The following is a 20,395-nucleotide window of genomic DNA, read 5'->3' on the forward strand; positions in this document are numbered from 1 at the left end:
AGACATCTTGGATATCCAGGGAGGTTGATCACCATGGCCTTTGCTCTCTCGACCATGCAGCTCGAAAGCTCCGCCTTTGCGGCGGGGGGTGCCATTCCGACGAAACATACCGGGGAGGGGGACGACGTCTCGCCGGCCCTCAGCTGGCAGGGCGCCCCGGAGGGCACCAAGGGCTTCGCGGTGATCTGCCATGACCCGGATGCCCCCCTGGTGCAGAACGGCAGCTACGGCTTCGTGCACTGGGTGCTCTACAACCTGCCCGCCGCCACCAGCGAGCTCAAGGAGGGCAGCGGCGAGGGGACTCCGGGGCTCAACGACTTCGGCAAGACCGGCTATGGCGGCCCCATGCCGCCGGAGGGCCACGGGGTGCACCACTACTACTTCTGGGTGCTGGCGCTGGACAAGGCCACCGACCTGCCGGAAGGCCTCTCGCTGCCCGAACTGCTCAAGCAGGCGGAGCCTCACCTGATCGGCATGAACCGCCTGGTGGGTACCTACCAGCGCGACTGATGGACGCGGCGCCTGATCGCGCCCCGGCTGAGCAAGGCGGGCCCGCGTCGCTGGACGACGCGGGCCCGCGGCGTCTATTGCCCATGGCTCAGGTGACGGCCTCGCTCGGCGCCGGGGCGGCCACGTCGTCGTGGTCGATCACCAGGTGCTCCAGTTCCTCGCAGAAGGCTTCCAGGGCCTCGCTGGTGTGCCCCGGCCGGCGGTGCAGCTCGATCTCCACCTGCCCCAGGGGCGGCAGGCCCTCCGCCTCGCCGACGATGCGACACCCTTCGGGAACACTGCGCGGGGTCTTCACCGTCATCGCCAGGCCCGCCTGGACCGGCAGGTTGATGCCGGTAGGCGACTGGCTGGAATAGTGGACCTCCCAGCGCCGCTCCTCGCGCCCCAGGGCCGAGAGGGCATGGGCGCGGAAGATGCATCCCTCCGGGTTGAGCGCCAGGGGCAGGGTCGCCCAGTCGGCCGGCGAGACGCTCTCGGCCACCACCCAGACCATCGGCTCCCAGCCGAGCAGCTGGCCCGACTGGGTCGGCAGATGACGGATTGACAGCACCACGTCCAGCAGCCCCTCCTGGAAGCGCTTCACCAGGCTGGCGCTCATGTCGCAGTGGATCTCGAGGCGCGTGTCGGGGAAGCGCTCGGCGTAGCGGGGCAGCAGGGCGGGCAGGTAGGCGGCGGCCTGCTCCTCGGAGGTGGCGAAGCGGATCAGCTCGCCGCGCCGCGTCTCGCCCAGGGCCTCGCGGGCCTCGTCCTCGAGCTTGAGCATGTGGCGGGCATAGGGCAGCAGACGCTCCCCCGGGGCGGTCAGCAACACGCTGCGGCTGGTGCGCTCCAGCAGCGACTGGCCCATCTGGTCCTCGAGACGCTTGATCTGCAGGCTCACCGCCGACTGGGTGCGATGCAGCACCTTGCCGGCGGCGCTGAAGCCCTGGCACTCGGCCACGGTGACGAAGGTGCGAAGCAGCACGGTATCCATGATCAATGAGCTCTTGAAATTGATTGTATCTCAATCATTCATTTTCATTATGAATGAGGCGTCACTATGCTGTCCAGCGACATCCCGCAATACTCAGGAGCAGGAGAGCCATGCAGGCAACCGCTGACGTCCAGACGACCAACCCCCTCGATGGCCTGATCGACCTGGCCCGCTACCCCGTCGATGACCTGGACGGCGAGGCCGGCCGCGCCCTGATCGAGCAGTGCCGTCGCCAGCTCGACGAGGACGGCTGCGTGGTGCTCAAGAACTTCGTCCCAGAGGACGCCCTGGCTCGGCTCGAGCGCGAGACCGAACGCCTCTCGCCGGAGGCGCACTACAACCAGACCGAGACCAATCCCTACAACAGCGCCGGCGATGCCGAGAAACCGGCCAGCCATCCGGTGAATCGCTTCGACGACCGCACCAACGGCTTCGTGGCGGGCGATCGCATCGATGGCGACACCATCATCCGCCAGGTCTACGAGCATCCCGACTTCCAGCGCTTCATCGGTGCCGTGGTGGGCATGGAGGAGATCCACCAGTACGCCGACCCGCTCGCCGACCTGGTGGTCAACGTGCTGCGCGAGGGCTGCCAGCATCCGTGGCACTACGACACCAACGAGTTCATCGTCACCATGATGACCCGCCAGTCCCACGGCGGCGGCCGCTTCGAGTACGCCCCGGGCATCCGCAGCCCGGAGGGCGAGAACTTCGCGGAGGTGGAAAAGGTGATCGACGGCGACCGCACGCGCCTCAAGAGCCTCGACCTCCAGCCCGGCGACCTGCAGGTCTTCTTCGGTCGCTACTCGCTGCACCGGGTCACCCCGGTGGAGGGCGACAAGGAGCGCCACACTGTGATCTTCGCCTACGCCAAGGAGCCCGGGTTCATCGGCCGCCCCGAGCGAGCCCAGCGCATCTTCGGCCGCATGGCGCCGGTCCACGAACGGCTCCTTGAGGAGGGCATGAACCGCTCGGACAGCCTGGCCGACTGAGCCCCGACGCCACCTACCTCCCTTGCCGATGGCCGCCCGTGCAGGCGGCCATCCCCTGACGACACAGCGAGAGACCCCCATGAGTATCGTAGAGTCAGAGAAACTGACCGACAGCGAACCGGACCGGATTCCGGTCGTGCCGTCTGCGCCGATGGCCAACGGCGACAGCATCCCCACCGCCTTCGACCCCGTGCAGCTGCGCGCCGGGCGCCTGGCGCGCCTGCGCGCCATGATGGCCGAGCAGGGCTACGCCGCCCTGGTGCTGTTCGACCCGAACAACCAGCGCTACGCCACTGGTTCGCGCAACATGTTCGGCTACTTCCTGCGCAACTCCACGCGCTATATCTACGTGCCGCTGGAAGGCCCGATCATCCTCTTCGAGTACCCGGGCAGCGCGCACATCTCCACCTGGCTGGAGACCATCGACGAGTCGCGCACCTCCAAGGTGGTGTGGTCGGCAGTGAACCAGCGCGACAACCTCTCCTCGGACCCCTTCGGTCTGGAGATCGCCGAACTGGTCCAGGAACACGGCCGCGGCAACAGGAAGGTCGGCCTGGACCGCTGCGCGCTCAACCTGGCCCGCTCCCTGGAGGCCCAGGGCCTCGATGTCTATGACTGCATGCAGGACACCCTGCACTGCCGGCGCATCAAGACCCCCGAGGAGATCGCCTGCCTGGCCCAGTCCATGGCGGCAAGCGAGGCCTCGGTGGCCGAGGTGGAGGCCGCGATCAAGCCCGGCGTCACCGAGAATGAGCTCTTCGCCATCATGTACGGCGAGGTGATCCGCGGCGGCGGCGAGTTCATCGAGACCCGCCTGCTCAACTCCGGGCCGCGCACCAACCCCTGGTTCCACGAGGCCAGCGACCGCAAGATCCGCCCCGGCGAGCTGGTGGCGCTGGACACCGACACCATCGGCTGCCACGGCTACTACTCCGACTTCTCGCGCACCTTCCACGTCGGCCCGGGCAAGCCGAGCGCCTACCAGCGCGAGCTCTACCGCATGGCCTATGACCAGGTGCACCACAACATGGGCATCCTCAAGCCCGGTATGAGCTACCGCGAGATCGCCGAAACGGCCTGGAAGATCCCCGAGCGCTTCCTGGATCGCCGCTACCCCTCGATCATCCACGGGGTGGGCATGCATGGCGAGACACCGCTGGTGGCGCACCACATGGACTTCGACCGCTTCTCCAAGGACGGCGTCCTCGAGCCCGGCATGGTGGTCTCGGTGGAGAGCTACATCGGCGAGGTGGGCGCCGCCGACGGCGTCAAGCTCGAGGAGGAGGTGCTGATCACCGACACCGGGGTCGAGAAGCTCTCTCGCTATCCCTTCAACGAGGCCCTGCTCGGCCGTGAAGTCTGACGCACAAGGACGCGACATGCAGACCCTGACCCACTGGATCGGCGGCGAGCGCCTGGACGGCGACCGCCACCTGGACGTGACGAACCCGGCCAGCGCCGAGGTGATCGGCCGCGTGCCCCTGGCCGACACCGCCACCGTGGAGCGCGCCATCGACGCCGCCCGGGCGGCACAGCCCGCCTGGCGCGACACCCCGCCGGCCAAGCGCGCCCAGGTGATGTTCCGCTTCAAGATGCTGCTGGAGCGCGATGCCGACGAGCTCTGCGCCCTGGTCGCCAGGGAGCACGGCAAGGTGCTCGAGGACGCCATGGGCGAGCTCAAGCGCGGCATCGAGAACGTCGAGTACGCCTGCGGCGTGCCGGAGCTGCTCAAGGGCGAGTACTCCCACAACGCCGGCCCGGGCATCGACACCTGGTCCAACCACCAGCCGCTGGGCATCGTCGCCGGCATCACGCCGTTCAACTTCCCGGCCATGGTGCCGTTGTGGATGTATCCCATGGCCATTGCCTGCGGCAATGCCTTCATCCTCAAGCCCTCCGAGCAGGTGCCCTCCGCCGCCCTCAAGATGGCCGAGCTGCTGGAGGAGGCGGGCCTACCCGCCGGGCTCTTCCAGGTGGTCCACGGCGACCGCGAGGCCGTGGAAGCGCTGATCGACGCCCCCGAGGTGAAGGCGCTCTCCTTCGTCGGTTCCACCCCGGTGGCGAAATCTATCTACCGCCGCGGTGCCGACAACGGCAAGCGCGTGCAGGCGCTGGGCGGGGCCAAGAACCACGCCGTGGTGCTGCCCGACGCCGACCTGGACAACGCCGCCAGCACCCTGATCGGCGCCGCCTTCGGCAGTGCCGGCGAGCGCTGCATGGCGATCTCGGTGGCGGTGTGCGTGGGCGATGCCACCGCCGATGCCCTGGTGGCGAAGGTCGGCGAGCAGGCGCGCACCCTGAAGATCGGCCCTGGCACCGAGACCGGCCTCGACATGGGCGCCCTGATCAACGCCGCCCACCGCGACAAGGTGGCGGGCTATATCGAGCAGGGCAAGGCAGCCGGCGCCGAACTGGTGGTCGACGGTCGCCAGCACCCGCTGGTGCAGGAATCGCCGGGCTACTTCCTGGGCGCCACCCTGTTCGACCGGGTGACCCCGGAGATGGGCATCTACCGTGACGAGATCTTCGGCCCGGTGCTCTGCGTGGTGCGTGTCGAGACCTTCGAGGCGGCCATCGCGCTGATCAATGCCCACCAGTACGGCAACGGCACCTGCGTGTTCACCCGCGACGGCGAGGCCGCCCGGCGCTTCAGCGATGCCATCGAGGTGGGCATGGTGGGCATCAACGTGCCGCTGCCGGTGCCGGTGGCCTTCCACAGCTTCGGTGGTTGGAAGGAGTCGCTGTTCGGGGATCTCCACGCCTACGGCCCCGACGCGGTGCGCTTCTACACCCGTCGCAAGGCCGTCTCCCAGCGCTGGCCCGCCCAGAACTTACGGGAACAGGCCCAGCTGAACTTTCCCTCCAGCTGACGTCGACCCGCCAGCCCCGGCACGCGCATCGCCCATCCCCGAGGATGGGCGATGGTGTTTCTGCCAGCCGAAACACCCCATGGCACAGCCCTCTTTCGCGTGGCCCGCCATCCATGCCCGTGTCCGCTCAAGGCGGCTCCCCCGACTCAGGCATGTGCTGCTGTCCTTGTCGTCAAGAATCACGGAGGGCAGTGGTAAATGGAGCACATCGGGTAAGTCATCGCTTACCTTGTTCGTTGCCGCCGTGCTCTGGGGAGCGTACTTCGCCTTTCCCGAGCCTGACGCCAGCCCATGGAAGGCTGCACAAATTCGAATGCACTCACGTCTATCAGGCTGGCTCATGCCCCTAGCCGCGGGCACATTTCTGGTCTCGTGCAAGTAGAACTGATCGCCAGAAAGCGAGGGAACATGGCCTGGACCCGGGCAGGCGGGGCGCTGAATCCTGGCATTATATCAGGTATAGCTGAACTTACTATTTGGCCGAATGGAGGACGTTAGTCTACCCTCATGGTATGGTTAAAGCAGCTTATGACCCAGAGGGAATGCCTGGGTAAATGCAACATGTACGTTCGTCCCTGTTATACAGCATTCACGAATCGGTTCAGGTAGTAGATATTTAATTAATTTTCAAGTATTTCAATAAATTAAAGACGGGCGGTGTGCGTTATAATTGCTGCGCGTACGTACGCATTGCAAGTCACTATATACAAGAACGAAGTGTAACTCCTGTTGGGTGCCTGATGATTGGTTAAACCAGGCTAGTCGGATCGAAGCTATGAAAAAATCCAGGAGTGAATCAACTGATCGGGAGTCTGAGCTCGGCTCCCCTGCCCGGCAACCGGTGACGCGACTCCCCATGGCTGTTCGGTGTGTAGCATTGTCGGCAGTGCTGATGCTTGCACATTTTCCCGCTATCGTCTTTGCCCAGTCATCATGCCCCGGAATTCACGTAAAAATCCCCAACATTCGTAACAATGCCGGGAGTGTAGCTTGCGCGCTTTTTGAGTCGCCAGCGGGTTTCCCTACGGAATTTCTTCACTCCGCAACCAATATAATGATGATAAAAATTCGGGATTCCGAGGCGCGTTGCCACTTTTTAGATATCCCCCCGGGAACCTATGCGATGGCCGTCATTCATGATGAAAACGTGGACGGCAAGCTTGCCACTAACTTTCTAGGGGTCCCTACAGAAGGTTATGGCTTTTCAAGCGGCGCAAAAGCCACGATGAGTGCGCCTTCGTTCGAGGCCGCTAGCTTTTCGTACAGTGGGCAAAACCTGAACCTGACGATTAGATTGAATTACTGAGCTGCCTTTCCATGGATGCCGAGGCATTCCTAGAACCCGGATTCAACGTCACCATGATCAGCGAGTAAAAGGCTTCGTCGAGGTCGCTCGTCTGGAGGTCTTGCCACATGTCAAGGTGATTGCGAGGATTGGCGATTGAGGCGTCCGGATGAACCAGGCGTTGCGAAGCTGGCGAAGGCTTCGGGTGTAGGTGGGCATCCGTCTGGCCATGACGTGTGATCCTCTGCGACCGTTGGATGAAGAAGTCAGCGCAGCACTGGAGCAGGAGGCAGATGCGGCCATGCCTATAACGCCTAACTCCATGAAACGCGGGAAATAACTATCCAACAATAAGGTAAATTGGCCGCTGGAGCGGTTGCAGGGAAGCGAGCAGGTGAGTATTCAAGCGGCTTCGCGGACAAGTATAGCCGATTACTATACACTGTGTTGTACAGGGCATTTGCTGCTGGATTCTTTCAATGCGGTGGTTCCAAGGTTGAGTAGCAGCACGACGAGGCGCCAAGACAGCCTTGGCAGGTGGTATTCTATTGACTCTGACTAAGGAGAAGTCCATGCAAGATATAAGACGCCTTGAGGTTGGCATGACCACAAAGATTGGCACGGATCAGGTGAAGGAGCCTGAGGTGGGCAGGGAATATGTCCGGGGGCTCGACTCCAATAGCTGGCTCCTGTTTACCGAAGACCCGGCTGAGGATCGGCCAGTTGTTGTTCGTATTGATAGTATCGACGGCGATGTGTGCCACTGCACCGTCACAAGAAAGCTAAGTTGATGGCTGATCAAACCTTTATTCCCCCTCTAGCCTGAAGACCCATCGGCCGACAGAGATGCTGCTGGTGAGTGGGGCGCCATCCTCGGGCGACGGTCAAGCATGGGAAGCCTGGCGGACCCTGGTCGAAGTCCTGTCCTCGGTCAATGTTGCACTGCACAAAAATCCCTGCTATAGTGTGTATTGTTACAGGACGGGAACTCCCGTTCCATAGCATTCAGAACCCCGGAGGTTCTCATCATGACCAACGCATTCGCATTCGACGCCAAGCAATTTGACACCGCCCAGCTTGAGTCCGTTTTCTTCGCCCCGGCGCGCGCCTTCGCTGCCCTCTCTGTCGATTTCACCGAGAAGCTGGTCAATACCCAGCTCGAGGCCACCAAGGTCTATACCGACATCAACCTGGCGCAGCTGCGCAGCCTGACCGAGGTCAAGGACGCCGAAGGCCTGAAAAGCTACCTGGAAGGCCAGCAGCAGGTGGTCCAGGACCTGACCGAGCGCCTGAAGGGCGATGCCGAGAAGGTGATGGCCCTGCAGCAGGAATTCGTTCAGGAAAGCCAGAAGCTGACCGAGACCAGCGTCGAGCAGGCCAAGGAAAGTGCCAAGGAGACCACCGAGACCGCCACCAAGGCCGTCAAGGAAACCGCTCCCAAAGCCAAGTAACTCCTGGCCCGCCGCGCGGGCCGCGATGACGTAATATTACAGGCCGCCGATCCATGATCGGCGGCCTGTTTTCTATCTGGAGGTAGGGTAATGGTGGTAGACCCATTGCCTTGCCGCGGTTCTGTATTGGCGACGGCGCGATGATCGGGCGGGGAGTGTGGTCACGCGAAATGGAAGAAGCGGGTCACTCTGTACTCAAGCCGACTTCGACCGAGAGGTTTGCCGGATTCGATGGCGACGCCAGCCCCGGGGCGAACTCCACCCCCGACGACGAAGTGCCCTATTTTCGGGGCCAATGATGTGGTCATCAATCATGGCGGCATCCTCGCGGGCGCATTCCGTGCCTAGACTGGCTTCAACTAACCAGACCTGATCATAGGTGCCGTTGCGGGGACTATTCTGCTTGACGATGCCAGGAGCATTCTTGCTCTCAAGATCATACGTTTCATGTAACGAGGTTTGGGCGGTTAACTGCACGGGCCCCGAGATCCCGTTCCGCGGTTTGTCGTATATACGAAGGTGATCAAAGTCCATTTCTGGCCGATAGGCGGGTTTGAGGCTAAACTGGAATGTCCTATACGGCACCTGACGGACCAAAGTCCCCATGACAACAAAGACAGCCAGCGTGTCTATCCGTGCTATCTAGCCGGCACGATGATTGAGCCATATCTTTATACCTATTGTATATGGATACTATCCGTTCAAGTGCGAATGGCACGCGGCATAGCCCGGTTGAATGTGCCGGGCGTTCGAGGAAGTCAATGTGCTGGCTGTCTAATGCCCGTTAGTAACTCGGTAGATGATCATTAATCCACTTATCGCCAAGGCACTCGTAACCGAGGCGCAATATCATGAAAGAAAAGACACAAATGCCTGATGAGCAAGCTATAGAAGCAGTGATAAAGCGACAGTTTGGCAGCCTAAGCTGGACGCCGGATGCGTCGGCCGACTGGGATGCGTTCATGTCTGACTTTCTTGCTGGCGCGCCGTTATATCCAGCGAAACGACCTGTGAAGCAGCAGTCCGTCAATGCATTCATGGAACGGCTTTCCGGGCTTGAAGGAACCAAACTTCGCTCATTTCACGAGACGGTTCTGGGCACGGAAGTTCGCGTGTTCGGCAATGTCGCCGTTGCATTAGCTGGCTGCGAAATGGTTGAAAATGAGACTGAGGTAAGCCGGGGAGTGGAGATGCTCTTATTGGTCAAGGATGCTGGCCAATGGAGAATCGCCGGCCAAGCGTGGGATTTGGAATCCGACGAGGTAAAGGTTCCTCCTCATCTGAGCGGTGTAGGCGCGACCTAGTAGCAGCATGTTCCTGCCAACAGCCTTGACTCGGACCGGCTGCTCCGTTGGCCATACGGCCTCTACCGTCTTGTCCAAGGTGCTGCGGTTGCGCTATGAACGCAGTGGCGAAAGCAGATATGCACAGGGGGCACGCGAGTCTAGCGCGATCATTTCCCTCTTGGCTGACCGCCTTGGCGAACCCGGCGAGGGACAAGGGCAATGAAGCTGATACGGTATGAAGCGCCCCAGTCGGCGGAGGTCCAGGCGCTGTTTGTAAGAACCTTTTCCGATTCCGAGTGGCCAGCAGAAGGCGAACTGGTCGGGGGGCTGGTGCGCCAACTGATGGCCGATACCGACCCGCGGGATCTCCTGGGATTCGTGGCCATGGAGAAGGGCCTTATCGTGGGCAGCCTCTTCTTCTCGAGACTCAGGTTCGATACCCCGGTCGAGGCCTTCCTGCTGTCACCGGTGGCGGTGCAGCCCGATTATCAGGGCCAGGGCATCGGGCAGTGCCTGATACGCTTCGGCCTCGACCGGCTGAAGGAGAGGGGCGTGATGCGGGTCTTCACCTACGGAGATCCGGCGTTCTATTCGCGTGTCGGCTTCAGGCCGATCTCCGAGGAGACGGCGCCGGCGCCCTTCCGGCTGTCCCAGCCGGAAGGCTGGCTCGGCCAATCGCTGGATGGGCATGAGATAACGGCCCTGGCCGGTGTCCCTGGCTGCGTCACGGCGTTCGACGATCCCGCCTATTGGTAAGGCATATCATGCCGAGGCTTGCCGTCGTTCGGTGAACCCCTGGGGCCCAGCCGAGTCTGCCTCGGTAGGGTACGAAGGAAGGAGCGTTGTCCGATGTCCAGTCTGCCACCGCTGAAGGTCTACTACGACGGCATCTGCCCCGGCTGCCGGCGGGATCGTGCCCGGTACGAGCGCTGGGCGGGGGAGGCCGGGCGTCAGGTGGCGTGGTGCGACGTGACCGAGCACCAGGCGACGCTGCGCGAGAAGGGCATCGCCCCGCAGGCGGCGCTGCTCTCGCTGCATGTGGAAGAGTCGGACGGGCGCATCCAGGAAGGCATCGACGCCTATATCCTGCTGATGCGCCGGGTGCCACGCCTCAAGCCGCTGGCCTGGCTGGTCGGCCTGCCGGGGATCAAGCCGGCGCTGCGCTGGTGCTATGACCGCTGGGTGAGGCAGCGCCTGGCGAGGGAGGGGCGCATGCCCTGAGCCGGCGCTTGGCCGCACGGGGTAACATCTTTCTCGCCGGGGATGGCTCAGCGCTCCTGCCGGGCCGACCAGTGACGCTGCATCTCGAGGAAGGTGAGCGAGGCCGACCAGGTGATCAGCATGAAGCCGATCAGCGCCTCGGTGCCCGTCATGAAGCGGATCGGGCCGGTGGGGAAGAGATCGCCATAGCCCAGGGTGGTGTAGGTGATCGCCGAGAAGTAGACGTAATCGAGGAAGTTCGTTGCCCCGATGCCCGACAGGCCGCCGGCCAGGGGGTGCTCACCGAGCAGGGCCATGGCTACGGCGAAGATCCAGATCTCGGTGACGTGGGCGGCGAACAGCCCGAAGGTCAGCTTGAGGAAACGTCGGCGCAGGGTGCTGCGTGACTGTTCCAGGCGCCGCCATAGCCTCAGCGACACCTCGTAGTGCAGCAGGATGCAGGCCACGACGGCGATCAGGGTGATGGCCACGGCCCAGAGGTGGCCGGCATCCAGGGCAGCATCGAGCACGGGCAGGCTTCCTGTTGTCGGGATGGCGCCAGCCTAGCGCGATCCCGGGGCCGGCGTCACGGGCCCGGCCCTCTCTCGAATGACGCCCCGGCGGGGCGCTGCTAGGATGGGCCATCCGTCACTCGCGTGATGCGTGGCCGGCAGGCCGGCACCCGCCGCAAGGAAGGCAGTCATGACGACGACGCATGCCACTCGGGCGGAAGCCCTGGACGACACCCTCTCGCCGCTCTCGCTCAAGCGGGTCGGCATCGACACCTACCGCGAGAACGTGGCCTACCTGCATCGTGAATGCGATCTCTACCGCGCCGAGGGTTTCCAGGCACTCTCCAAGGTGGAGGTCCGCGCCAATGGCCAGCGCATCCTGGCGAGCCTCAACGTGGTGGACGATGCCGCCATCGTCGACTGCCCGCAGCTCGGGCTCTCCGAGGACGCCTTCGAGGCCCTGGGGGTGGAGGAGGGGCATCCGGTGAGCGTCTCCCAGGCGGAGCCCCCGGCCTCGATTCCCGCCCTGCACCGCAAGCTCGCCGGCGAGCGGCTCTCCCGGGACGACTTCCGGCACATCATCCGCGACATCGCCGAGCTGCGCTATTCCAAGATCGAGCTGACCGCCTTCGTGGTCGCCTGCGACCGCGGCGAGCTCGACCGCGAGGAGGTCTTCTACCTGAGCGATGCCATGTGCCGGGTGGGGCGCCGCCTCGACTGGCACGAGCATCCGGTGGTCGACAAGCACTGCATCGGCGGCATCCCGGGCAACCGCACCTCGATGCTGGTGGTACCCATCGTCGCCGCCCACGGCCTGCTCTGCCCCAAGACCTCCTCGCGGGCCATCACCTCGCCCTCGGGCACCGCCGACACCATGGAGGTGCTGGCCAATGTCGACCTGCCCTTCGACGTGCTCGAAGACATCGTGCGCACCCATCGCGGCTGCCTGGCTTGGGGGGGCACCAGCGAGCTCTCGCCCGCCGACGACGTGCTGATCTCGGTAGAGCGCCCGCTCTCCATCGACTCCCCGGGCCAGATGGTCGCCTCCATCCTCTCCAAGAAGGTGGCCGCCGGTTCCAGCCACCTGCTGCTCGACATCCCCGTGGGCCCCCATGCCAAGGTCCGCTCCATGCCGGAAGCGCGGCAACTGCGCCGGCTCTTCGAGTTCGTGGCCGGGCGCATGGGCCTGACCCTGGACGTGGTGATCACCGACGGCAGCCAGCCGGTGGGGCGCGGCATCGGTCCGGTGCTGGAGGCCCGCGACGTGATGCGCGTGCTCACCAACCACCCCGAGGCGCCCATGGACCTGCGGCAGAAGGCGCTGCGCCTGGCCGGGCGGATGCTGGAGTTCGACCCGGACGTGCGCGGCGGCGCCGGCTTCGGCATCGCCCGGGACATCCTCGACGACGGCCGGGCAGCCGAGAAGATGCAGGCGATCATCGCGGCCCAGGGCGGCAGGCCCTTCGACCCGGACGCCCCCCCGCTGGCCCCCCACAGCTTCGAGGTGCTGGCCGCGGCGGACGGGGTGGTCACCGGCATCGACAACCTCAAGCTGGCGCGCATCGCTCGTCTGGCGGGTGCCCCCAAGGCGGCCGGTGCCGGGGTCGACCTGCTGATGCACATCGGCGACCCGGTGACCCGGGGCCAACCGCTCTATCGTGTCCATGCCGCCTATCGCAACGAGCTGAGCTTCGCCCACCAGTCCACCGAGCGGGATCCCGGCATCGCCATCGGCCGCGCCGAGGAGATCATCCGGCTCAACGTCGAGTTCTGAACAGGGAGGTCCGATGACTCGCGCACTGTTGCATTTCCAGGACGAGATGGCCCCCGCGCGGCGGCTCGCCCAGGCGGCGGGCTTAGCCGTCCACGCCGTCGAGTGTCACCGCTTTCCCGACGAGGAGCTCAAGCTGCGGCTTCCCTTCGCCGAGGCGGGCGCCTTTCCCGAGACCCTGGTGCTCTATCGCAGCCTCGACCGGCCCAACGACAAGCTCGTCGAACTGCTGCTGCTGGCGCGTCACGCCCGCCAGCACGGCGTGACCCGCCTGGTGCTGGTGGCGCCCTATCTCGCCTACATGCGCCAGGACATCGCCTTCCACCCCGGCGAGATCGTCAGCCAGACCATCGTCGGCGGCTTCCTTGCCGAGCTGTTCGATGCCGTGATCACCGTGGACCCGCACCTGCACCGCATCGAGCGACTCGACCAGGCGATTCCCCTCGAGCACGCCGTCGCGCTCTCCGGCGCCCCGCGCCTGGCCGAGCTGGTCGCCGAGAAGCGCCACGACCCCCTGCTGCTGGGCCCGGACGAGGAGGCCCTGCAGTGGGTCCGGCAGGCCGCCGAGGTCTCCGGCTTCGATGTCGGCACCTGTCGCAAGACCCGCAACGGCGACCGTAACGTGCGGGTCGAGCTGCCGGACATCGAGGTTGCCGGCCGCCAGGTGGTGCTGATGGACGACGTGGCGAGTTCCGGTCACACCCTTGCCCGTGCCGCCGAGGCGCTGCTCGATGCCGGGGCGGCCTCGGTGGACGTGGCGATCACCCATGCGCTGTTCGCCGGCGATGCCCTGGCGGTGATCCAGGCCGCCGGCGTGGGCGAGGTCTGGAGTACCGACTGCATCGCGCATCAGAGCAATGCCACCGCCATGGCCCCGGTGCTGGCCGAGGCGCTCGCCGCCCTCGGCTAGCGTTGCCCCTCAGCCGCAGGGCGGGCCCTGCCCGCCCTGCGGCATGCGTCTCACACGCTGGGTACGGTCACGTGTCGGCAGGTTCTGGCTTGTCGGCGCCCTGGTGCACCAACGGCCCGGCCTGGTCCAGGCGCGGGTGGTTGTCGCGGAACTCGCGGTGCGGGTCCGACAGGGCGTCCAGGGCCTGCACGGTATGGGTGATGGCATGGATCGCCGCCAGCACGTCCCTGGTGTAGCCGGTCTCGGAGATGGTGTGCATGTTGCGGATCGGGAAGCCGATGGAGGTGGCCACGCAGTCCACGGCGGCGAGCACCCCGGCCATGCCGTCGGTGCCGGTGTCCGGTCCCACGATGTCCCGCTGCACGGGAATGCCCTGTTCCCGGGCGGTGGTCTCGATGATCCGGTTGAGCTGCTCGCTGGCGATGGCGCCCACCGACAGCGTGAACCCCTTGCCCATCTCCAGCGGTTGCATGCGCCGGTCGCCGATGCCGGGGGCGGCCGTATAGTCGTGGTTCACATCCACGGCGATGATGGCGTCGGGCCGCAGTTCACCGGCCAGCACCCGGCTGCCTAGACGGCCGATCTCCTCGTAGCTGGCGATGGCGAACAGCACGCGCACCTGCTCGGTGCCGCCTGCCTCGGCGATCAGCCTCGCCACCTCGGCGGTGACGAAGCAGCCCAGGCCGTTGTCCAGGTAGGCGCCATAGAAGGTGTCCGGGCTGAAGCCGTGGCGGATAGCCCGGTCGAGGATGATCGAATCTCCGGGCCGAACGCCCAGGTTTTCCACCTGCTGCTTCTTGTTCTCGCCGTGGATCTGCAGGTCGAGATAGATCTGTTCCTTCTTGATGCCCTTCTCGCCCGAGCGCTGCGCCATGTCGGAGAAGTGGATGGCTCCCAGGGCCTCCACGGTGCCGCCCTCGATGCGCCGGTAGCTTCCGGGCGCCTCGGGGTCCTCGCTGAACAGCGTGACCTCGTGGCCGATCAGCACGCCGGGCAGGAAGGAGTCGGTATTGATCCAGATCTTGCCGTCCTCGCCGATGGAGCGGACCTGCATGCGTATCTTGTCGGCATGGCCGATGATCATCACCTTGAAGAGGTCGTCGCGGCCCGGGTGGGTATCCAGCACTACGCCCGCGTGTCCCATGAACTGCCGCAGCTGCCAGCCTGCGGGAGCGAAGCTCTCGAAGTGGGGCTTGAGGACGCCGTAGGTCATGGCGGCCTCGAGCCCTACCGGGCTGGGTGCGGACAGGATGCGCCGCATCAGGTCGAACTGCGGCGCGGGCATGGGGCTGTTCCAGGGCTTTCGCGTATCGCTCATGTCGTTCTTTCTCGCTCGTTCATGAAGTGGGGAATGGGGCGAGCGCCTCAGCGTCGGCGACGCATCCAGTAGCGCCGGCCCATGGCACCCGGGCGCTCAAGGATCACCGGTGGCGCATGGGCGTGGTCCTCGTGGTGATCATGCAGGGGCGGTTGCGGCGGCTCGTCGACGGTCATCAATCGGCGGATGCGCTCCTCCGTCGGCGGGTGGGTGCGCAGCCAGTCGAGCCCCGCGGGCGGATGGCGGCCGAACAGCGTGGCCAGCCAGCGACCATGGTGGCGCTCCAGCACGGCCAGCGCCGAGGCTAGCCCCTCAGGGTCGCCTGTCAGGGACACGGCGTCCAGGTCGGCGGTGTACTCACGGTTGCGGGAGAGGGCCAGCTGGAGCAGGGTGCTCAGGCTGGGCGCGAAGGCCACCACCAGCAGCAGGCCCCAGGGAAGGCGGAGTTCGCCGGCCAGGATCAGGGGCACCATCAGCAGCAGGCTGAGCTGCAGCACCGTGGTCAGCCAGAGGGTCAGGCGGGTCATGGCCGCGGCCATGGACATCACCCGTGTGTCGCCATGGCGCAGGTGACTCACCTCGTGGGCCAGCACACCGGCCAGTTCGCGCAGCGTCAGGGTGCGCAGCAGGCCCTCGGTGACGGCGATGCCGCCGTCGTGCCGGGTGCCGACGGCGAAGGCGTTGAGGTCGGGCGAGGGCGCGTAGAACAGCTGCGGGGGGCGGGTGAGGCCGGCGCGCTTGTAGAGCGTATCGAGCAGTCGGTAGAGCGACGGTGCCTGGTGGCGATCGAGCAGGCCGGCCCCGGCATCGGCGAGGATGTAGCGGGCCGGCACCCAGCTACCGGCGAAGGCCCCGGCCACCACCATCCCCAGGCTCACCACGATCCCGAAACCGCCGGCCAGCAGGTAGCCGGGCACGGCCAGCACCAGGGCCAGGCCGCCCATGATCAGCAGGGTCTGCAGGCTGTTCTTTACCCGGCTGCGCCAGAGTCGTTGTCTCCCGATCGGCATGGCGTCCCTTTGCAGTCGTCAGGCGAGGATGGTCGTCACGGAGGGCGGCTTCCGTGACGCCTCGAAGGCGTGCCGAGGTGTGAAGGGGCGGGGGTCAACCGTGCAGCCGGTGCAGGCTGTCGACCAGTCGCCCGCAGATGGCATCCAGCTTTTCCCCCTGCGTCTCGTCACGCAGCCGGCCGGCCTCGTCGAAGGCCTCCGCGGCCCGCGCCACGGCCAGCTGGTCCGGCAGCACCGTCACGCCGATGTTGGCCAGCAGCTGACGGGCCAGCCCCAGGCTGCGGATGCCGCCCAGTCCGCCGGGCGAGGCGGAGACCACCGCCGCCAGCTTGCCCTGAAACAGCGTCAGGCCGCTCTCGCCCTCGTGGGGCCGGGTCAGCCAGTCCAGGGTGTTCTTGAGCAGCGGGGTGATGAAGCCATTGTACTCCGGCGAGGCGATCAGCAGGCCCTCGTGGTCGGCCAGGCCGCGACGCAGCACGCGGGCGCTCTCGGGCAGGCCCTGCTCGGTCTCCAGGTCGCCGTCATAGAGCGGCATGGGGTGGTCACGCAGGTCGATGAAGGTGGGCCGGCCGCCCAGATGCTCGATGCGCTCGGCGGCCAGGCGCGCCAGTGCCTTGTTGTACGAGCCGGCGCGGCTGCTGCCGGCAAAGACCAGAATACGGGGGTGAGGCTGGCGATCTGTCATGTGGGCTCCTTCGGGGTCCATCGTTCTCCCGGCAGTGACCTATCGATGCTGGCACAGCCTGCTGGGTCGCTGGGTCAGGCGTGGTGGGGCAGGTGGCCGGAGAGCGTCCGGCGAAGCGGCTTTACCGCCAGGCCGGTCAGCACCACGAGTCCCAGCCACTCGACCCAGGCCGGCAGCAGCTCGCCCACCGCCTCGATCTGGCGGGTGATGTCGAGCTGCCACCAGCTCGCCACCGCATCCACGCCCAGCCCCAGCAGCACCGCGCTTGCCAGGATGCCGGCGAGGTAGGCCACCAGGGCCCGGTTGCCCATCTCGCGGCGGAAGACCCCGAGGGTGGCCAGGCTAGTGACCGGCGCGGCGATCAGGAAGACCAGCACGGTGCCGGGCGAGACGCCGGCCAGCAGCAGCCCGGCGGCGATGGGCGTGGCGGCGGTGGCGCACATGTAGAGCGGAATGCCGATCACCGCCATGAGCAGCATGGCCCCCGGGCCGCTGCCGAGTTCGGCCAGCTGCTGCGGCGGTACCAGGGCGATCAGGCCCCCGGCGACCAGCAGGCCCACCAGCAGCCAGAGACTGATATCGTCGAGGATGTCGGTGAAGGCATAGCGCAGTCCGCCGGCCAGCCGACCGGCAAGCCCCTGCGAGGCGGTTTCGGCAGAGGCCTCCCGCGTATCGTCACAGCCGCTGCTGCAGCCGCCCCCGCAGCCTTGCGCGGTGCGGGTCTCGGCGCTGGGTGGCTCGCTCGCCGTAGCGGTACGGCCCACCAGCAGCCCGGTAACGATGGCGGTGAGCACGGCGCTGGTCGCCCGGGCCGCGGCCATGAAGGGACCGAGCAGGGCATAGGTGATGGCCATGGAATCCACGCCGATCCCCGGAGTGCCGATCAGGAAGGCGGTGGCCGGGCCGCGCGAGGCGCCGCCGCGATACATGGCCAGCGCCGTGGGAATCGCCCCGCACGAACAGAGCGGCAAGGGAGCACCGATCACGGCCGCACGGGCAATGCTGCCCAGACCATGGCCGCCGACCCAGCGCTGGAGCAGGGCCTCGGAGACCAGGGCCTTGATCAGCCCGGCCATCACCAGCCCCAGCAGCAGCCAGGGAGCGGCGGAGAGGGCGACGGCCAGGATGGCGTTCAGCAGGGGCATGGAGCACTCCTCGCAGACAATGTTCTATTCTGGGGCCGGCGGTCACCCGTCCGTCAAGCATGGCCGCTCCGGGCGAGCAGGATGCGCCCCTCGTCAGCCCCGGATCTCGGCAATGACCTCGCCGGTCTCCTCGCTCAGTCCCGTCTCCTGGAAGCCGAGGCTGGCGTAGAAGTCCCGGGCGACCTGATTGGTGGATACATAGCAGATCGCGATGCGCTCGAAGGGGCCCTGTGCCCTGATCTCGTCCAGCACGCACTGCATGGCCCGGTACCCGATGCCTCTGCCCTGATGGTGTCGGTCGACCATGAGCCGGAAGATGTTGTAGGCAGGCGACCGGTCGTCCTGGTCGAAGGATTCGTACATGAGAAAGCCGACCACTTCCCCGCCGCAATAGATGGCACGAGGCCGATAGGTCGGATGCAAGCTCGATTCGGCAATGGAGTACAGGTTGTCAGCGACATAGTCACGCTGTGATGCCGCGACCTCCAGCGCAATGACGGCCTCGAAGTTCTCGCGGGTGACGTCCTTCAGTGCTATGTCCATCGCATGCTCCTCCCGTTGGGGGCATTACCCCGCCGCATGGGGTGAGGCGTCGCGGCCGCTCAGCAAGGGTCCGGTGCAGCGGGCTCCCCGGGGATCGGTATCGTCCGGTGCACCTCACCCAGCCGCGGGCTGCCGACCCGCACGGTCACCTCGCCTTCGCCCAGGATCACCCAGCATACACGGGCCTGGTGGCTGTTGCCTCGGGAGCGCTGGAACCAGGGCATCTGAGCGGCGTCGCCGAGGCCGAAGCCCCAGCCGTCCAGGTGCCCCAGCACCCGGCGGGCCCGGTCGGGTTCGAGCAGCTTGCAGCCCCGGGGGGAGGCCTCGGCCTCCACGCCGCCGTTCCAGGGGCGCTGGCGCGCGGCCTCCACGCCATGGCTCGGCAGGTAGCCGTGGTTGGCCACCGTCACGTCCAGCGCATGGACGCCCTCGGCCAGCGGCGTGCAGTGCACCGCCTCGATCACCAGCCGCGGCATCATCGAGGCGACCTGCAGCCAGTAGGCCGCCAGGCCGTCGCAGATCGCCGGCAGGATCTCCGGCGGCGGGTTCCAGATGCCAAGGCACGCATCCAGGCCGCCGACCTCCACCTCGCCCAGCTGGGGGTGCGTCAGCGGTCGCCAGTCGCCGAACAGCCGCTGGCCATTGCTGACCCGGTCCCATTGGGCCAGCCGCTCCATCTGCTCGCGGTCCAGGGCGGTGTAGTGGTCGATGAAGCGCTCGGGGCGGGGCAGACCGAGGCGCTGGAAGAGGTCCCAGAGCTCGCAGACCTGGGCCAGGCAGCCGCGCTGGTGGTAGGCGAACTCGATGAGGTCGCCATGCAGCGGGGTCTCGGGCTGGTAGCTGAACTCCTCGTAGCTGCTCACGGTGGGGTAGCCGGTGTGCGACTGGGCCCAGGCGGCAAGCTGGCGATAGAGCGCGAGGTCCTGCGGGGCCATGCCGCTGTCCGGGGCATCGACCAGCGGGCGGATGAAGACGCCGCCGAAGGTGTGCAGGTTGAGCCAGGCGTAGAGGTTGGGGTGGGCGAGGGCGAAGTCGATCACGGCCCGGGTCTCGGGGGCGTCGCCGGGGTAGTGGCCGGCGCCGACCTGTTCCGGCTCGGGCCGCCAGCCCCAGGGGAAGTTGCGGTTGAAGTCCGGGGTGTCGGCCAGCCAGTCGGGTTCGGGGATCGTCTCGCCGTCCCAGTGCTCGATCATCCCCTCGGGGTAGAGCCGCCAGTAGGGGGGCGGGTCCGCCACGCGGCGCGGCAGCATCAGCCCCGGATGGTCGGGGGAGGCGACGAAATCGCCCGCCTCGTCGAGACAGCGCAGGAAGCGGCAGCGGCCGTCACCGTCCAGGTCCTCGGCGCGCCAGCGGGGCCGCTCGGGGCTGCCGGCGGTGCGCCGTGGGGCGGAGCGCACGAAACCGCCCTGGCGCAGCACCTGTTCGGCGCCGTCCGGCGAGAGGCGTGGGCAGATGTAGAACAGCACCTCGCGCAGCTGTCGGCACTGGTGCTCGGGCCACTCCCCGGGAAGTCGCTCGGGGGCCAGGTGCAGCGCCAGGACCGCTTCCGCCACGGCCAGGGCGACGCTGGAGCCGGCCAGCTCGGTACCGTGCATGTTGCCGTCCACCCAGACGGCGGGACGCCGGCGATCCGGCTCGGGGCCGAGGGTCAGCACCCAGAGGTCGCGTCCCTGAGGGCTGGTGCCGAGACTCTCCAGGCGGGCCAGCTGCGGGTGGTCCCGGGCCCAGGTTTCGAGCTGGCGGGTCAGTGCCTCGTGGCTCAGGTAGCGGTGGCGGAAGGGGCCGTTGAGCGTGTCGTGGGTCATGCCGATGCCTCGCCGTGCCGTGGTGCGCTGTCAGTATGGTGCATCCTTCGGGAAGGGGCGTCGCTGGCGCGTCTTACCCCTCTGGGGCCGGCTGTGCCAAGCTGGAAGCAGCATGAATTACGCATCGAG

20 protein-coding genes are annotated in these 20,395 nt (G+C 66.2%); 12 read left to right on the top strand and 8 right to left on the bottom strand.

The genetic code is table 11. From position 1 onward, the window contains the following. Positions 1-33: 33 nt before the first annotated feature. Complete coding sequence (locus tag QLQ83_RS00610; protein WP_282733645.1) at positions 34-510, top strand: YbhB/YbcL family Raf kinase inhibitor-like protein; 477 nt, start codon at positions 34-36, stop codon at positions 508-510. Between the two features lie 88 nt (positions 511-598). On the opposite strand, the gene QLQ83_RS00615 is transcribed toward QLQ83_RS00610, so the two are convergent. Further along, a complete protein-coding gene (locus QLQ83_RS00615) occupies positions 599-1,483 on the bottom strand; it encodes a LysR family transcriptional regulator (protein WP_282733646.1) in 885 nt (294 codons plus the stop codon). Between the two features lie 110 nt (positions 1,484-1,593). Here QLQ83_RS00615 and QLQ83_RS00620 point away from each other — a divergent pair, with 110 nt between their 5' ends. The 9 genes from QLQ83_RS00620 (at position 1,594) to QLQ83_RS00660 (ending at position 10,588) form a co-directional block, all read left to right on the top strand. Further along, a complete protein-coding gene (locus tag QLQ83_RS00620; protein ID WP_282733647.1) occupies positions 1,594-2,475 on the top strand; it encodes a HalD/BesD family halogenase in 882 nt (293 codons plus the stop codon). A 79-nt stretch (positions 2,476-2,554) separates the two neighbouring features. Continuing rightward, entirely contained in the window at positions 2,555-3,838 is a 1,284-nt protein-coding gene (locus QLQ83_RS00625) for a M24 family metallopeptidase (protein ID WP_282733648.1), read from the top strand. Positions 3,839-3,854: 16 nt separating this feature from the next. Continuing rightward, a complete protein-coding gene (locus QLQ83_RS00630; protein WP_282733649.1) occupies positions 3,855-5,345 on the top strand; it encodes a CoA-acylating methylmalonate-semialdehyde dehydrogenase in 1,491 nt (496 codons plus the stop codon). A gap of 775 nt (positions 5,346-6,120) precedes the next feature. Next, entirely contained in the window at positions 6,121-6,651 is a 531-nt protein-coding gene (locus tag QLQ83_RS00635) for a DUF2141 domain-containing protein (RefSeq protein ID WP_282733650.1), read from the top strand. Positions 6,652-7,202: 551 nt separating this feature from the next. Next, positions 7,203-7,421 (top strand): hypothetical protein, encoded by a 219-nt coding sequence (locus QLQ83_RS00640; protein ID WP_027962492.1) that lies wholly within the window; start codon positions 7,203-7,205, stop codon positions 7,419-7,421. 237 nt (positions 7,422-7,658) lie between these two features. Further along, on the top strand, positions 7,659-8,081 hold the full coding sequence (locus QLQ83_RS00645; protein WP_282733651.1) for a phasin family protein: 423 nt from the start codon (positions 7,659-7,661) through the stop codon (positions 8,079-8,081). Positions 8,082-8,932: 851 nt separating this feature from the next. Then, positions 8,933-9,385: a hypothetical protein gene (locus QLQ83_RS00650; protein ID WP_282733652.1), complete on the top strand. Its 453-nt coding sequence runs from the start codon at positions 8,933-8,935 to the stop codon at positions 9,383-9,385. Positions 9,386-9,586: 201 nt separating this feature from the next. Continuing rightward, a complete protein-coding gene (locus QLQ83_RS00655) occupies positions 9,587-10,123 on the top strand; it encodes a GNAT family N-acetyltransferase (protein ID WP_282733653.1) in 537 nt (178 codons plus the stop codon). A 93-nt stretch (positions 10,124-10,216) separates the two neighbouring features. Continuing rightward, positions 10,217-10,588, top strand: a complete 372-nt coding sequence (locus QLQ83_RS00660; RefSeq protein ID WP_282733654.1) for a thiol-disulfide oxidoreductase DCC family protein — start codon at positions 10,217-10,219, stop codon at positions 10,586-10,588. Between the two features lie 47 nt (positions 10,589-10,635). On the opposite strand, the gene QLQ83_RS00665 is transcribed toward QLQ83_RS00660, so the two are convergent. Continuing rightward, positions 10,636-11,097, bottom strand: coding sequence for a potassium channel family protein (locus QLQ83_RS00665; protein ID WP_282733655.1), 462 nt, complete (start codon positions 11,095-11,097; stop codon positions 10,636-10,638). Between the two features lie 172 nt (positions 11,098-11,269). Here QLQ83_RS00665 and QLQ83_RS00670 point away from each other — a divergent pair, with 172 nt between their 5' ends. After that, positions 11,270-12,853: a thymidine phosphorylase family protein gene (locus tag QLQ83_RS00670; RefSeq protein ID WP_282733656.1), complete on the top strand. Its 1,584-nt coding sequence runs from the start codon at positions 11,270-11,272 to the stop codon at positions 12,851-12,853. Between the two features lie 13 nt (positions 12,854-12,866). Beyond that, a complete protein-coding gene (locus QLQ83_RS00675; RefSeq protein WP_282733657.1) occupies positions 12,867-13,760 on the top strand; it encodes a ribose-phosphate diphosphokinase in 894 nt (297 codons plus the stop codon). Positions 13,761-13,827: 67 nt separating this feature from the next. Here the strand turns inward: QLQ83_RS00675 and QLQ83_RS00680 are convergent, their stop codons facing one another. The 6 genes from QLQ83_RS00680 to QLQ83_RS00705 all read right to left on the bottom strand — a co-directional run bounded on the left by QLQ83_RS00680 (position 13,828) and on the right by QLQ83_RS00705 (position 20,266). Beyond that, entirely contained in the window at positions 13,828-15,078 is a 1,251-nt protein-coding gene (locus tag QLQ83_RS00680) for a M20/M25/M40 family metallo-hydrolase (protein ID WP_282733658.1), read from the bottom strand. 47 nt (positions 15,079-15,125) lie between these two features. Further along, on the bottom strand, positions 15,126-16,088 hold the full coding sequence (locus QLQ83_RS00685) for a zinc metalloprotease HtpX (RefSeq protein ID WP_282733659.1): 963 nt from the start codon (positions 16,086-16,088) through the stop codon (positions 15,126-15,128). A gap of 94 nt (positions 16,089-16,182) precedes the next feature. Further along, positions 16,183-16,773: an NADPH-dependent FMN reductase gene (locus QLQ83_RS00690; protein ID WP_282733660.1), complete on the bottom strand. Its 591-nt coding sequence runs from the start codon at positions 16,771-16,773 to the stop codon at positions 16,183-16,185. Positions 16,774-16,847: 74 nt separating this feature from the next. Further along, on the bottom strand, positions 16,848-17,918 hold the full coding sequence (locus QLQ83_RS00695; protein WP_282733661.1) for an SO_0444 family Cu/Zn efflux transporter: 1,071 nt from the start codon (positions 17,916-17,918) through the stop codon (positions 16,848-16,850). A 93-nt stretch (positions 17,919-18,011) separates the two neighbouring features. Then, positions 18,012-18,461 carry a GNAT family N-acetyltransferase gene (locus QLQ83_RS00700; RefSeq protein ID WP_282733662.1) on the bottom strand — a complete coding sequence of 150 codons (450 nt, stop codon included), beginning with the start codon at positions 18,459-18,461 and terminating at the stop codon, positions 18,012-18,014. A 59-nt stretch (positions 18,462-18,520) separates the two neighbouring features. Then, on the bottom strand, positions 18,521-20,266 hold the full coding sequence (locus QLQ83_RS00705; RefSeq protein ID WP_282733663.1) for a M14 family metallopeptidase: 1,746 nt from the start codon (positions 20,264-20,266) through the stop codon (positions 18,521-18,523). Between the last annotated feature and the right edge of the window lie 129 nt (positions 20,267-20,395).

The organism is Halomonas rhizosphaerae, from assembly GCF_030010555.1.
GTDB lineage: Bacteria > Pseudomonadota > Gammaproteobacteria > Pseudomonadales > Halomonadaceae > Halomonas > Halomonas rhizosphaerae.

Coding starts and splice junctions, on each gene's coding strand:
- QLQ83_RS00680 (WP_282733658.1), bottom strand. CDS start 15,078: ATGAGCGATACGCGAAAGCCCTGGAACAGCCCCATGCCCGCGCCGCAG.
- QLQ83_RS00640 (WP_027962492.1), top strand. CDS start 7,203: ATGCAAGATATAAGACGCCTTGAGGTTGGCATGACCACAAAGATTGGC.
- QLQ83_RS00695 (WP_282733661.1), bottom strand. CDS start 17,918: ATGCCCCTGCTGAACGCCATCCTGGCCGTCGCCCTCTCCGCCGCTCCC.
- QLQ83_RS00670 (WP_282733656.1), top strand. CDS start 11,270: ATGACGACGACGCATGCCACTCGGGCGGAAGCCCTGGACGACACCCTC.
- QLQ83_RS00615 (WP_282733646.1), bottom strand. CDS start 1,483: ATGGATACCGTGCTGCTTCGCACCTTCGTCACCGTGGCCGAGTGCCAG.
- QLQ83_RS00620 (WP_282733647.1), top strand. CDS start 1,594: ATGCAGGCAACCGCTGACGTCCAGACGACCAACCCCCTCGATGGCCTG.
- QLQ83_RS00675 (WP_282733657.1), top strand. CDS start 12,867: ATGACTCGCGCACTGTTGCATTTCCAGGACGAGATGGCCCCCGCGCGG.
- QLQ83_RS00650 (WP_282733652.1), top strand. CDS start 8,933: ATGAAAGAAAAGACACAAATGCCTGATGAGCAAGCTATAGAAGCAGTG.
- QLQ83_RS00660 (WP_282733654.1), top strand. CDS start 10,217: ATGTCCAGTCTGCCACCGCTGAAGGTCTACTACGACGGCATCTGCCCC.
- QLQ83_RS00630 (WP_282733649.1), top strand. CDS start 3,855: ATGCAGACCCTGACCCACTGGATCGGCGGCGAGCGCCTGGACGGCGAC.
- QLQ83_RS00700 (WP_282733662.1), bottom strand. CDS start 18,461: ATGGACATAGCACTGAAGGACGTCACCCGCGAGAACTTCGAGGCCGTC.
- QLQ83_RS00645 (WP_282733651.1), top strand. CDS start 7,659: ATGACCAACGCATTCGCATTCGACGCCAAGCAATTTGACACCGCCCAG.
- QLQ83_RS00635 (WP_282733650.1), top strand. CDS start 6,121: ATGAAAAAATCCAGGAGTGAATCAACTGATCGGGAGTCTGAGCTCGGC.
- QLQ83_RS00625 (WP_282733648.1), top strand. CDS start 2,555: ATGAGTATCGTAGAGTCAGAGAAACTGACCGACAGCGAACCGGACCGG.
- QLQ83_RS00685 (WP_282733659.1), bottom strand. CDS start 16,088: ATGCCGATCGGGAGACAACGACTCTGGCGCAGCCGGGTAAAGAACAGC.
- QLQ83_RS00610 (WP_282733645.1), top strand. CDS start 34: ATGGCCTTTGCTCTCTCGACCATGCAGCTCGAAAGCTCCGCCTTTGCG.
- QLQ83_RS00690 (WP_282733660.1), bottom strand. CDS start 16,773: ATGACAGATCGCCAGCCTCACCCCCGTATTCTGGTCTTTGCCGGCAGC.
- QLQ83_RS00655 (WP_282733653.1), top strand. CDS start 9,587: ATGAAGCTGATACGGTATGAAGCGCCCCAGTCGGCGGAGGTCCAGGCG.
- QLQ83_RS00705 (WP_282733663.1), bottom strand. CDS start 20,266: ATGACCCACGACACGCTCAACGGCCCCTTCCGCCACCGCTACCTGAGC.